Genomic DNA, 12,576 nt, shown 5'->3' on the forward strand with positions numbered 1-12,576 from the left:
GACCGGGGGCGGCATGGCGGCGTCGCCGGCATCCTGGCCGCCGCTGCCGGCGTCCCCGCCGAAGCCGCCAGCCGTCTCGCTGTGCTTGGCCCGCCGGGTCACCCAGGCGGTGCCGGCGGCCACCATGGCGGCCATCGGCAGGAAGACCAGCGCGGGGAAGCCGGGCAGGCAGGAGAACAGCACCAGCACCGCCGCCACGATCCACAAGGCCTGGTGCTGGCGCATCAGTTGCGAGGACAGCTCCTGCGCCAGGTTGCGGCGGGTTTCTCCCGGCACGCGGGTGACGATGATGCCGGCGGCGATGGAGATCAAGAGCGCCGGGATCTGGGCCACCAGGCCATCGCCCACCGACAGGATGGCGTAGGTGGCGGCGGCTTCGCCGGCGCTCATCTCATGCATGAACACGCCGACGGCGATGCCGCCGAAGATGTTGACCAGGATGACGATGATGGAGGCGATGGCGTCGCCCTTGACGAACTTCATCGCGCCGTCCATCGCGCCGTAGAGCTGGCTTTCCTTCTGCACCAGTAGCCGCTGCTGCCGCGCCTGGCCGGCGTCTATGATGCCGGCGCGCATGTCGCCGTCTATGCTCATCTGCTTGCCGGGCATCGCGTCCAGCGAGAAGCGCGCGCTGACTTCGGCCACGCGTTCCGAGCCCTTGGTGATGACGATGAACTGGACGATGGTGATGATGGCGAACACGATCAGACCCACCGCCAGATTGCCGCCGACGGCGAAGTTGCCGAAGGTGTAGACCAGCTCGCCAGCGTCGTGCTGCAGCAGGATCAGCCGGCTGGTGCTGATGGTGAGCGCCAGGCGGTACAGGGTGGTGATCAGCAGCACCGAGGGAAAGGCCGAGAATTCCATCGGCTCGCGGATATACACCGCCATCATCAGCAGCGTGATGGACAACGCCAGATTGATGGCGATCAGCACGTCCACCAGCAGCGTGGGCAGCGGCACGATCATCATGAAGATGGCCAGCAGCAGCATGGCGGCCAGCACCACGTCCTGGCGCGCCTGCAGGCCTTGCAACCAGTTATTGAGCTTCATGGCGGCCCTCCGCGACGCGGTCCAGCAGCAGGCGCTGCTGGCGGGAAATCCGGGCCCATTGCTCGGCGCCGCTGTCCCGCGGCATGGTGGCGGCCAGCCACAGGCAGCCGCGCGCCAGCCAGGCGCGCAGCGGAACGCCGTCGCCGGCCTCCGGCTGCAGCAGCGCCAGCAGGCGCAGCAGGGCGGGCCGGCGCCTGGCCTCCGGCAGCGGACGCGCCAGCGACAGCAGGGCCCGACCATCCAGCGATTCCAGATAGAACACGTCCTGCCCCTGGCGCAGCGACAGCCGCAGCGCGGCCGGGATGGCGCTCTCACCCATCAGGCGCAGCCAGAGCTCGGTTTGTCTTTGCCATTGAAGGTCCATCTTGCGCTTCCTCATGCTTGATGGCCGCATCTTGCGGCAGGGGCGGGGGGAGGGAGTATCCGGTGAAGACCTGAGGTCTGTCCGGGAGCCGGCGCAATGAATGTTTCGGCGTCGGACGAGGGCGGAAAAATGCCCGGCATGGTCATTGCCGGGCATGAGGCGCAAGGATGGTCAGGCTAGTTTGAAGCGGGTGACGTCCAGTTCGGCGTGACGCGCGACATGGCGCATTTCTGAGAGCGTGATGGGTTCGTTGAAGTCGGCGCTCCGGGTCTGGCCTGTTTTCCAGGGTTTGCGTTGCAGTTCGCTATCCGCCATTTCCTTTCCTGAGAAGTCCTGCCATGCGAAGGCGATTTTGGCGCCTGAGGACTGGAAGTATTCCAGCCCCAGTTTGCTGGTCTGCCGGAAGAAGGCGGTGTTGAGCGCTTTCTCGACGATGTCCTGTTCAAAGGGCGTGAAGCGATCCTGGAGAAACTGCCCTTGCTCGGGACGCGGGAGCGCGGAGAGTTGTCCCAGCCGGTTGGCGAAAGTGGCGAAGTCGCCTTCGCCGTTTTTTTTCGTGCGAGGATCTTGTAATGCCTCCAGATAAGCCGGCGGCGTGTTCTTGGCGAGAAAAGCTTGAATCTCAGAATCGCTTTTGCCTCGCTGCTTGCTGAAAATATCCAACTTGCCGCTGTGGTCGCGCAGAAAATCTGTCCAGCCGGCCAAGCGATCGCGCTGCCACTGTATTTTCTGGTCTGCGGGCGCGTTGCCTGGATAGCCTCGCGCGAATGCCTCTAGACCGGAGGGATCCATGCCGGCCGCGAGCGTGCCGTTTTCCATCCGCTCCAAGGTGTCGAAATAACGCTCGACCGTGAGGGGCCAGGCGATTCCTAGCGCGCTGTTGTACTCGTCTATGGTTTCGAGTTTGACGTCCTGCGTGACTTGCAGCTGCGTGAGCTTTTCACTCATTTGCCCGCGAATATGCGTGCCGCCGTATAGCGCGCAGCGAATGGGTTCGCCGCTGCCGGGCTTGGGCAGTTCGGCCTTGAACGGGAGAGCTTGGGCAAGACGGCTCGCGCGATGCGAAAACAGGCTGGCGTCTTCTCCGGCGGAGACGATGAATTCTTTCAGGCGGGAGCAGACGCCGAGATTCGCATCGCGTTGCGCGCTGGCTTGTTCGCCGTGGTATTCGATTTTGTAGGTTTGGCCATTGATATCCAGCCGGCCAATTTTGTCAAAGCCGGGAAACTGCGCGGCGTGGCTAACTTCTCCCAGACCGCCGATTTTAATGGAGAGTTTGGCTTCCATGAGGTGTCTCCTTGTCAGGCCAGATTGTGGTGAGGCGATGGCTGCGGCTGATCGTCGCCGTGCCGGCTCAGGCGCATTCGCCAGTCGCGCATGGATTCGATGAACAGCGAAAAGCGGTCATGGAAGTCCGTCAGGCTGCTGCGGACGACTTCCAGAGTCCAGTAAAGAAGCAGGCTGCGGGTTTGGGCTTCAATGCCCAGACCGGGCGCCTCCCCTTTCAGCGGGTTAAGCGCGTCTGCCAACAGCTCGGCTTGAATGGCAGGGGAAAGATCGTGAGGCAAGTCGTGAGCGACGACGCCGATCAGCGTCAGGGTGTCGTCGCTGTCTTGGCGGATCGCGACGTCAAAGTCGCCGTCGATGGTCAACTGGCATAGCCCATCATGATCGAAGCGGGCACCCGGAATGCCGATGCCGGCGGCGAATTGCTCTAGCAGATGTTGGGTTTGCATTGCGTGCTCTCAAAAATGGGTTGGACTGGCGATGGCCATGGTGAGAGGTCCGGCGACGCGCTGCTTTGGCAAAAGGTGACGATCTTTGGCAAAACGACCAGCCAGGCAGGTGTCGGGAAATGCCAGCGGGCGAAGCCCATCGGGCCGATGCTTGGCCGCCGGGTTCAGGTGTTGGCCTGATGGGGGCAGGGGCGACTCGGGCAGACAATGGGCGCCATGATTCCTCGGGAGCGCAACCATGGCACTCACAGACCAACCGGTACAACTGATCGCCTTGCTGGCGACGTTGTCGCTGCTGCCGCTGCTGGTGGTGATGGGCACGTCGTTTCTCAAGTTGGCGGTGGTGTTTTCCCTGCTGCGCAACGCGCTGGGCATCCAGCAGATTCCACCCAACATCGCGCTCTACGGCCTGGCGCTGATCCTGTCCTTGTTCATCATGACGCCGGTGGGGATGGCGGTGCAGGACAAGCTGGCGGTTTCGCCGGCCCAGCCCCAGGCCAGCCTGCTGGCGCGGCTGTCCGACGACACGCTGGACCCGTACCGCCAGTTTCTGAAAAAGCACGCGGCGCCGGCGCAGCTGCGCTTTTTCCGCGACACGGCGCGCAAAAGCTGGCCCGAAGCCGTCCGCGCGCGGGTGAGCGACGATTCGCTGCTGCTGCTGATGCCGGCCTTCGCCGTCAGCCAGCTGATCGAGGCGTTCAAGATCGGCCTGCTGCTGTTCCTGCCCTTCATCGCCATCGACCTCATCGTCTCCAACGTCTTGCTGGCGATGGGGATGATGATGGTGTCGCCGATGACGATATCGATGCCGTTCAAGCTGCTGGTGTTCGTGCTGGTGGGCGGCTGGGACCGGCTGCTGGGGCAGCTGCTGCTGTCCTACCGCTGAGGAGAGAGGCATGGGACAAGCCCAGATCGTTCAACTGGCCAGCGAGTTGCTGTGGCTGGTGCTGATCCTGTCGTTGCCGGTGGTGGTGGTCGCGTCCGTGGTCGGCGTCTTGGTTGGCCTGGTACAGGCGCTGACCCAGGTGCAGGACCAGACCGTGTCCTTTCTGATCAAGCTGGTGGCGGCCTGCATCACCCTGGCGTTGACCCACCACTGGATGGGCCAGGCGCTGTTGCGCTACGCCGAGCGCAGCTTCGATCTGATCTCGCGCATGGGAAGCTGAGCATGGACTCGCTCAATCCCTGGTGGCCGTTGCTCGGGGCGGCGATGATGCGCCCGCTGGGGGCGATGCTGCTGTTGCCGCTGTTCAGCCCGTCAATGTTGGGCAGCGCGCTGATCCGCAACGCGCTGGCGCTGATGGCCACCTTGCCGGCCTTGCCGCTGTTGGCGCCGCTGGCGTTGCCGGACCCGATCCAGGCGCCGGCCGCCTATGCCTTGCTGCTCGCCAGCGAACTCGCCGTCGGCCTGCTGCTGGGATTTTCCGCCGCCATCCCGTTCTGGGCGGTGGACATGGCCGGCTTCGCGCTGGATACGCTGCGCGGCGCGTCGATGGCCGGCGTGCTCAATCCATTGATCGGCGGGCAGTCGTCGCCGATGGGTGCCTTGTTTTCGCAATTGGCGGCGGTGCTGTTCATGGCGTTGGGCGGTTTCCACGCCTTCCTGTCAGCGCTGTACGCCTCCTACCAGCAATTGCCGCCGGGCATGGGCTGGCATTGGTCCAGCCAGTTCATCCCTTTGCTGCAGCGGCAGTGGCAGCTGCTGTACACGCTGGGGCTGGGTTTCGCCATGCCGGCGCTGGTGATGATGGTGCTGGTGGACCTGGCGCTGGGCCTGATCAACCGCTCGGTGCAGCAATTGAACGTGTTTTCGCTGTCGATGCCGATCAAGAGCCTGGTGGCTTTGTTGATGCTGATCATCGGCCTGCAGTTCGGCCTGTCCGACGTGATTGCCGGCTTTGAACGCTTCGACGGCGGCCTGGCGCGCGTGCTGGAGCCGGGGCGGTGAGCGAGAAGACCGAGCAACCCACCGCCAAGCGGATACGCGATGCCCGCGAAGAAGGGCAGGTGGCCAAGAGCCAGGAAATCGCCGCGGTGGCGCAGCTGGGGCTGATCCTGTTGTGGCTGGTGGCGGAAGGGCCGGCGCTGCTGCGGGGCTTGGGCGGACTGATGACGTCCGCGGTGGCGGTGTCGAATCTGCCGCTGCAGGCGGCGCTGGCGCAGCTGGTCGGCGAAGTGGCGGCGCTGATGCTGCGCTTCGTTTTCGGCCTGGCCGGCTTGCTGACGGTGGCCTTGCTGCTGGTCGGGCTGATCCAGTCGGGCTTCTTGTTCGCGCCTAAGGCGCTGATGCCGTCCGGCGAGCGCATTAATCCCTTGTCCAACATCAAGCAGATGGTTTCGGCGCGCACGCTGTTCGAGTTGGGCAAGATGCTGCTCAAGGTCGGGGTGCTGGGCTTGACCTTCACCTATCTGATCAAGCGCTACGCCGCGTCGTTCGCTCATCTGCCGCAAGCCGGGCTGGAGGCCGGGCTGATGGTGTGCGTGCAGATGGCGCAATGGATGTGGGCGGTGCTGCTGGCCTTCACCGCAGTGTTCGCGGTGGCGGATTACGCAATGCAGCACCACCAGCTGCGCAAGCAGCTGATGATGTCGCGCGAGGACATCAAGCAGGAGTTCAAGAATTCCGAGGGCAGCCCGGAGGTCAAGCAGCGCCGGCGCGAGCTGCACCGCGAGGTGCAGAGCGGCAGCCTGGCCGGCAAGGTGGCCAAATCCTCGGTGGTGGTGCGCAACCCCACTCATATCGCCGTCTGCCTGCGCTACGAGGCCGACGACACGCCGCTGCCCCAGGTGCTGGAGTACGGCCGCGACGAAATGGCGCGGCGCATCGTGGCGCTGGCCGAGGCGCAGGGCATTCCGGTGGTGGAGAACGTGCCGCTGGCGCGCGCGCTGGTGGCATCCACCCGGCCCGGCGACTACATTCCCGAGCCGTTGTTCGCCGCCGTGGCGCAGGTGTTGAGCTTGATCCGCGACCGTCTGCAAGAGGAGGATGACGATGAAACTGCTGTGTAGCGGCCTGCTGTGGCTGTTGTTTTGCGCGCCGGCAAGCGCGGAGGCGCTGCAATGGTACGCGGTGCCAGCCGAAACCGCCCCGCCTGCCGTGCCGGCCGCCGCTTTGCCGGTTTCGCCGGCGGCCCGGCCGGAGCCCGCTGCTGCGCCGAAGCCGCTGTCCTCTTCCGCCCAGCGCTATCGGCCGTTGATAGACGACGTGGCGCGCCAGCATGCGCTGGACCCCATGCTGATCCACGCCGTGGTGCAGGTGGAATCGGCCTACCGGCCGGAGGCGGTGTCGGGCAAGGGGGCGGTGGGGCTGATGCAGCTGATGCCTGCCACGGCGGCGCGTTTCGGCCAGACGGCGCTGTACGATCCCCGCGCCAATCTGCAGGCCGGCGCCGCCTATCTGGACTGGCTGATGAATCGTTTCGGCGGCCGCATGGACTTGGCGCTGGCGGCTTACAATGCGGGAGAGGGCGCGGTGGCGCGCTACGGCAACGCCATTCCGCCCTATGCCGAAACCCGGGACTATGTCCGCAAGGTCATGGCCCATTACGCCGGCCTGAAGGGCGAGGCGGACGCGGCGCCGATGGCGGATGCCGCGCCAGTATCCGCGCCTCGCCGGCCGCGCCGCGCCGCGGGCGGCCTCGGCGACATGGGACAATTCTGGCGGCTTTTCACCGGCGGCTCCCCGCGGTCTCCGGCGGCCCGACTTTGATTAGGATCAGCATGCCCAATCTGCCCTGGCGCGCCTCGCTGCCGTTTCGCCTGTCCCTGGTTCTCAGCGGCGCCATCGCGCTGTTCTGGCTGCTGGGAACCGGCGTGACCCTGTTTCTGGACTATCAAGACACGCGCCGCGAGCTGGTGGAGCGGCTGGAGGCGCAAACCGCCAACCGGGCCGCGCAGGAGAGCGCCGAGCTGCAAGGCGTGTCGCGCGATGTGCGCACTTTGCTCAGCAGCTGGCGCAGCTTGTCGGAGAATGTGGGCAGCGGTGATTACCTGAGCGCCCATTACATTCCTTTTGATGAGAAGAACCGCGACGCGTCGCCGCGCGTCGAGCGGGCGCTGGCCTTCGTCGAGGCTTTCGGCAGCGGCGGCCTGGGCAATCTGGTCAATACCTTCGTGGTGATGGACAAGGGCATCGCGCTGTCCAGCGCCAATGGCCCCAAGCACCAAATCGAAAGCCAGCGGCATCTGTCCCAGCTTCGCAGCCTGCGCAGCCAGCCGGTGCGCGACGGCGTACTCTGGGGCCGCCCCTATCAGTCGTACAGCGGGAAGTGGTGTATGGTGGTGGCGGCAGAGGATTCCGCCAGCAACGACCTGATAGGCATCACGGTGCAGCTGTCGATGAATTTCGGCCTGGACAAGCTGGATGTGCTGCACGAGGGCTGGCTGGCCTGGCTGGATGGCGCGGGCCGGGCGCTGACCCCGCTGCCGCCGTGGACGCCTCCCGGCTTGCCGGCGTCGCTGCCGGATTGCGTGGTTCCGTATTCGCGGCGGGTGGAGGGCGTGCGCGCCATTTGCACCAATGTGGAGCCGCCGGGCTGGCGCATGGTGCTGCTCTATCCGGCGGACGTGCTGACCGACAGGGCATTGGCGGCGCTGCCCCGGCACTTGCCGATGGCGCTGTTGGTGCTGGTGTCCCTGGTCGGCCTGCTGTACGCGGTGCTGCAGCGCAGCCTGGGCCGGACGCTGAGCCACTTCGTCCGCACCATCAGCCCCCAGGCGGATGTCAGCGCGCAGCAGCGTTTGCCGGAAGCGGGCGAGGACGAGCTGGGGCAGATCGCCTGCGCCTACAACCGTCTGCTGGATGTGGTGCAGGCGCAGTACGCCGAGCTGGAGGCCAAGGTGGCCGAGCGCACGACGGCGCTGGAGGAGGCCAGGTACCGGGCCGAGCGCGCCAGCGCCAACAAGAGCGAGCAGCTCACCAGCATCAGCCATGAAATCCGCACGCCGCTGAACGGCATCGTGGGCGCGCTGATGCTGCTCAACCGCACCGGCGGCACCGCCAGCCAGCATGATCTGGTGGACACCGCGCTGAAATGCTCCGGCCACCTGCTGGAGATCATCAATAATTTGCTGGATTTCTCGCGGATCGAGTCCGGGCAGATGGTGGTGACGCCCGCCTTGCTGGACCCGTTGGAATTGATAGACCAAGCCATGCTCACCGTGCAGCTGCAGGCGCTGGAGAAGGGGCTGTCGCTGCAGACCGAGGCGGCGACCAGCTTCCCGCGGCAGTTGCATACCGATGGCCTGCGCCTGCGCCAGATTCTGATCAATCTATTGGGAAACGCCGTCAAGTTCACCTCGAGCGGCGGCGTCGTCCTGCGCGCCTGGAGCGTGGGGGGACGAGTGTATTTCAGCGTCCACGACACCGGGCCGGGCATACCGGAAGAAAAGCGGACCGAGGTATTTTCCGCTTTCCATCAACTGGACAACCATGTTTCCGGCAGCGGCCTGGGATTGCCGATCGCCCGCAGCCTCGCGCGCTTGCTGGGCGGGGATCTGTATCTGACGCCGGCCAGCCGCGGCGCCTGCTTCCAGCTGGAGCTGCCGCTGGGCAAGGTGTGCGCCGACATGGTGCCGGACCTCGGTCCCATCGTGGCCCCGGAGCGCCTGCATGAGCAATTGCGCGCCTGGGGCTACCAGCCGGAAGCGGGCGCCAACCCGATGCTGGAGGCGCCGGAGCTGGCGTATTTGCCGGCGCGGCTGCGCCAGTGGCTGGACCCGGACGGGGCGCCGGGCTCGCGGCTGGACGACGGCGACGTGCCGGTTTCGGTCTGGTCGCTGCAGGTGCTGGTGGTGGATGACGTGGACACCAACCGCGACATTGTCGGGCGCATGCTGCGCCTGCAGGGCCACCACACCATGGAGGCATCCAGCGGCGAGGACGCGCTGGCGCTGGGGCGCTCGCATGTTTTCGACGTGGTGCTGATGGACATGCGCATGCCCGGCTTGTCAGGCGGACAGACGACGGCGCTGTGGCGCGAAGAGGCCAACGGCATGCTGGACCCGGACTGCCCCATCGTGGCGCTCACCGCCAATGCCCAGCCGGGCGAACGGGAGCGGCTGCTGGCCGCCGGCTTCAACGAGTATCTGACCAAGCCGGTGACGCCGGCCATGCTGGCGCATATGCTGGACTTCGTCGCCGATCTGCAACTGACGCGCGGCATGGAGCTGGAGCCCAACGCCGGCTGCGACCAGCCCATCCTGGCGCGGGATCCGGATTTCCTGCGGCGGCTGGAGCAGGATTTGCGCCAGCGCTATCTGCGCCTGGGCGACGCCGTGGCCGCGCAGGATCAGGCGGCCAGCCTGGATCTGCTGCACGCGCTCAAGGGGCTGGCGGGCCAGGCCGGGCTGCATCTGGTGTGCGAGGCGGTGGAGCACTGGGAGGCGCAGCTGCAGCAGGGAGCCGGACTACGCAAAGACGCGTGGCAGGCGCTGGGAAGATTGATAGACAGCGTGTTGTAGAGGCTCAGAACTCCAGCACGCCCAGCCGCCGGGCCCAGTTGCTCAGTTCCGCGGCGTTGTGGGCATCCAGCTTGCGCATCAGATTGAGGCGATGCGTTTCCACCGTTTTCAGGCTGATGGACAGCAGCTCGGCGATGTCGCGGTTGCGGTGGCCCTCGGCCACCAGTTTCAGCACCTGGCGCTCGCGCAGCGTCAGCGGGGTCTCTCCCAGCGTGCGCTCGGTGGTGTCCAGCGTTTCCAGCTTGAGCGCGGGGTCGATATAGGTCTTGTCCAGCGCCGCGTGCTGCAGCGCGGCCAGCAGCACCTGCTGCGGGCTCTGCTTGAGCACATAGGCCAGCGCGCCCGCGGTCAGCGCGGCGCGGCCGCGGTGCTCCTCGTTCGACGCGGTGAACACCACCACGCGCAGCGCCGGCCAACGCCGGCGCAACTGGTGAATCACATCGATGCCGTCCATGCCTGGCAAGCCCAGATCCAGCAGCACCAAATCCGGATTGAGCTGTTGACAGGCTTCGTAGGCGGCCAGCCCATCGGATACGGCCCCGACAACCTCGTAACGCGGCCGGTCCGCCAGCAAAGAGCGGACGCCGTCTACCAGCAGCGAGTGGTCTTCAACGATAAGGACGCGCAGGGGGAGTGAACTCATCTGGCTAGGCCTTGTAAATAAAGTGTTAATTTTAATTGAAATTTTCTCTGCGGCTGCAGAATTCACAATAAGCCTATGGGGCAGATCGTAGTCATTAATAAGTTCTTTGACATGCCCAATTAGGTTTATATCCGTGAACCATCAAGCCGCCGTTTTTCCTGCGCGGCATGCCGCCGCCTTCGACCCCGCCCGGCCGAGCCACGGACAGGCTAGGCGTGAAATTCAGGTGTAGGCCGGATATTTCACGATAGCGCCTGTTGGCAGCATGGGGGCATGAAAAAAGCACTCGATCCCCATTCCGCATTGCGCAGTTTGGCCGCGCGCCTGGCACAGCCGCGCTGGTCCGCCGCCGGGTCGGTCGCCACCGGCATGCTGGGCGCGCACCGGACGCGCGCTCGCAGCTTCGACGCGGGACTGACCGTGGCGCTGACCCTGGATCGGCCCGTGTCGCAAGCGCCGGAAGCCTGCCTGCTGCTGGCCTCCACCCCGGAAGCCTGCGACGACGCCCTATACCTGGCCGACGACAGCCTGTGGCTGTTGCGCCGTTTTCCCGAGCGGCTGACCGAGGTGGAGTTCGACCTGCTGCTCAAGCAACAACTGGCACTGGCGGCGCTGCTGGCCGGGCGCGACCGCGCTCCCCCCCTTGTTTTGCCCATTGCCGGGAGATACGCATGAAATGCCTGCCCTTGCTGATGGCCGGCGCGCTGGCCTCCTGCGCCGTTGCGGCCCAACCCATTCCCTGGCGCGGACAGCCCTTTTTCGTTTCCAGCCGCAATACGCCGCTGGCCTCGGTGTTGAAGGACATGGGCGCCAACTATCGCTTGCCGGTGGTGGTCAGCCCCAGGATCACGGAGGCCTATGCCGGGGAGCTGAGCGACAGCCCGCGCGGCAAGGCGCTGTCCGAGCTGTCCCGGCTGTATCAGCTGCTGCCGTATTACGACGGCAACACGCTGTACGTTTACAAGGCGCAGGAGATGGACCAGGCGCTGCTGACGCCGGCCTATCTGAGCGGGACGGAGCTGGAGGGGCTGATCCGCCAGAGCGGCCTGCTGGACGGCGCCGCCTGCCGGCTGCGCCAGGTGGGCGGCGCCAATGCGCTGCAGGTCAACGGCGTGCCGGTGTGCCTGACCCGGGTGGCGGCATTGGCCAAGCAACTGGACGAGCAGAATCTCAACCAGGAGCAGAACAAGGAAACCATCGCCATCTATCCGCTCAAATACGCCAACGCCGGGGACAGCAGCTACGCCTACCGCAGCCAGAACGTGGTGGTGCCCGGCGTGGTGTCGGTGCTGCGCGAGATGGCGCAGGGCAGGGCGCTGCCGCTGCCCGACAACAAGACGCCGGCGCCCGCCGACGCCAGCGGGCTGCCGATGTTCTCCGCCGACACGCGGCAGAACGCGGTGCTGGTCCGCGACCGCAAGAAGAACATGCCGCTGTACGCCGATCTGATTCCCAAGCTGGACCGTCGCCCGGGACTGATCGAGATATCGGTGGCCATCATCGACGTGGACGCCGCCGACATCAACGAACTGGGCATCGACTGGTCCGGATCGGCCCGCATCGGCGGCGGGACGGTCAGCTTCAACAGCGACGGCGGCCTAGCGTCCGACAGCTTCTCGTCGCTGGTGTCCAACTCCGGCAACTTCATGCTGCGGCTTTCCGCGCTGGAGCAGAAGTCCAAGGCCAAGATCGTCTCCCGCCCGTCGGTGGTGACGCTGGACAATGTGCAGGCGGTGCTGGACCGCAGCGTCACTTTCTACACCAAGCTGGTGAGCGAAAAGAACGCCAAGCTGGAGTCGGTGACGGCCGGGGCGCTGATGCGCGTCACGCCGCGGCTGATCCACGAAACCGACGGCGACAAGGTTCTGCTCACGCTCAATATCCAGGATGGCCGTCAGGACAAGCCGATCAGCCGCGCCGAATCGCTGCCGCAGGTGCAGAACGCCGAGATCGCCACCCAGGCCAGGCTCAACCTGGGCCAGGCGCTGCTGCTGGGCGGCTTTGTCCAGGACGAAAGCGTGGAGGGCGTGCGCAAGATTCCATTGCTGGGCGATCTGCCGCTGATCGGCGGCCTGTTCCGCAGCACGACCAAGAGCGAGCGCAATGTGGTGCGCCTGTTCCTGATCAAGGCCGAGCCGCGGCAGTTGTAGGGGGAGACGATCATGGACGCCAGTTTCAAGCTCAAGCTGCTTAACGGCCCGCTGGCCGGACGCGAGCTGTTTTTGCCGCTCGGCCCGTTTACGGTGGGCGGCGGCGACAGCGACCTCTCGCTGCCGCTGGAAGGCGGCGCCGTCGCCACGCTGGAAGTCTCGGCCGAC

General features: G+C 65.7%; 13 protein-coding genes. 8 read left to right on the forward strand and 5 right to left on the reverse strand.

The genetic code is table 11. The annotated features are described in order from the left end of the window. The 4 genes from LQR33_RS23935 to LQR33_RS23950 form a co-directional block, all read right to left on the reverse strand. Window positions 1-1,053: FHIPEP family type III secretion protein (locus LQR33_RS23935; RefSeq protein ID WP_231470735.1), on the reverse strand; the 1,053-nt coding region annotated here is incomplete at its 3' end. Then, window positions 1,040-1,417, reverse strand: coding sequence for a type III secretion protein (locus tag LQR33_RS23940; RefSeq protein ID WP_166440844.1), 378 nt, complete (start codon window positions 1,415-1,417; stop codon window positions 1,040-1,042). The genes LQR33_RS23935 and LQR33_RS23940, both read right to left, overlap by 14 nt. Window positions 1,418-1,588: 171 nt before the next feature. Next, the gene (locus tag LQR33_RS23945; RefSeq protein ID WP_231470736.1) at window positions 1,589-2,704 is read right to left on the reverse strand and encodes a hypothetical protein; all 1,116 of its coding nucleotides are present in this window, start codon (window positions 2,702-2,704) and stop codon (window positions 1,589-1,591) included. 14 nt (window positions 2,705-2,718) lie between these two features. Next, the gene (locus LQR33_RS23950; RefSeq protein ID WP_231470737.1) at window positions 2,719-3,153 is read right to left on the reverse strand and encodes a type III secretion system chaperone; all 435 of its coding nucleotides are present in this window, start codon (window positions 3,151-3,153) and stop codon (window positions 2,719-2,721) included. Between the two features lie 238 nt (window positions 3,154-3,391). On the opposite strand from LQR33_RS23950, the gene sctR reads away from it, so the two are divergent. The 6 genes from sctR to LQR33_RS23980 are packed head-to-tail and all read left to right on the forward strand — an operon-like array spanning window position 3,392 to window position 9,615. Continuing rightward, on the forward strand, window positions 3,392-4,039 hold the full coding sequence (sctR, locus tag LQR33_RS23955; protein ID WP_070981127.1) for a type III secretion system export apparatus subunit SctR: 648 nt from the start codon (window positions 3,392-3,394) through the stop codon (window positions 4,037-4,039). 10 nt (window positions 4,040-4,049) lie between these two features. After that, the gene (sctS, locus tag LQR33_RS23960) at window positions 4,050-4,319 is read left to right on the forward strand and encodes a type III secretion system export apparatus subunit SctS (protein ID WP_021475303.1); all 270 of its coding nucleotides are present in this window, start codon (window positions 4,050-4,052) and stop codon (window positions 4,317-4,319) included. Window positions 4,320-4,321: 2 nt separating this feature from the next. After that, entirely contained in the window at window positions 4,322-5,101 is a 780-nt protein-coding gene (gene sctT / locus LQR33_RS23965) for a type III secretion system export apparatus subunit SctT (protein WP_231470738.1), read from the forward strand. Further along, on the forward strand, window positions 5,098-6,162 hold the full coding sequence (locus LQR33_RS23970) for an EscU/YscU/HrcU family type III secretion system export apparatus switch protein (protein WP_221666930.1): 1,065 nt from the start codon (window positions 5,098-5,100) through the stop codon (window positions 6,160-6,162). The genes sctT and LQR33_RS23970 overlap by 4 nt, the downstream gene beginning before the upstream one ends. Next, a complete protein-coding gene (locus tag LQR33_RS23975) occupies window positions 6,146-6,862 on the forward strand; it encodes a lytic transglycosylase domain-containing protein (RefSeq protein ID WP_231470739.1) in 717 nt (238 codons plus the stop codon). Before LQR33_RS23970 ends, LQR33_RS23975 begins: the two co-directional genes overlap by 17 nt. Before the next feature lie 11 nt (window positions 6,863-6,873). Further along, window positions 6,874-9,615 carry a two component system sensor kinase gene (locus LQR33_RS23980; protein WP_231470740.1) on the forward strand — a complete coding sequence of 914 codons (2,742 nt, stop codon included), beginning with the start codon at window positions 6,874-6,876 and terminating at the stop codon, window positions 9,613-9,615. Window positions 9,616-9,619: 4 nt separating this feature from the next. Here the strand turns inward: LQR33_RS23980 and LQR33_RS23985 are convergent, their stop codons facing one another. Next, entirely contained in the window at window positions 9,620-10,258 is a 639-nt protein-coding gene (locus LQR33_RS23985; protein ID WP_166440852.1) for a two component system response regulator, read from the reverse strand. 273 nt (window positions 10,259-10,531) lie between these two features. Here LQR33_RS23985 and LQR33_RS23990 point away from each other — a divergent pair, with 273 nt between their 5' ends. Together LQR33_RS23990 and LQR33_RS23995 are read left to right on the forward strand one after the other, a co-directional pair. Further along, a complete protein-coding gene (locus LQR33_RS23990) occupies window positions 10,532-10,933 on the forward strand; it encodes a hypothetical protein (RefSeq protein ID WP_221665114.1) in 402 nt (133 codons plus the stop codon). Continuing rightward, window positions 10,930-12,408, forward strand: coding sequence for an EscC/YscC/HrcC family type III secretion system outer membrane ring protein (locus tag LQR33_RS23995; protein ID WP_231470742.1), 1,479 nt, complete (start codon window positions 10,930-10,932; stop codon window positions 12,406-12,408). Before LQR33_RS23990 ends, LQR33_RS23995 begins: the two co-directional genes overlap by 4 nt. The last annotated feature ends 168 nt before the right edge of the window (window positions 12,409-12,576 follow it).

It is taken from the genome of Chromobacterium piscinae, assembly GCF_021129175.1.
Taxonomy (GTDB): domain Bacteria; phylum Pseudomonadota; class Gammaproteobacteria; order Burkholderiales; family Chromobacteriaceae; genus Chromobacterium; species Chromobacterium piscinae.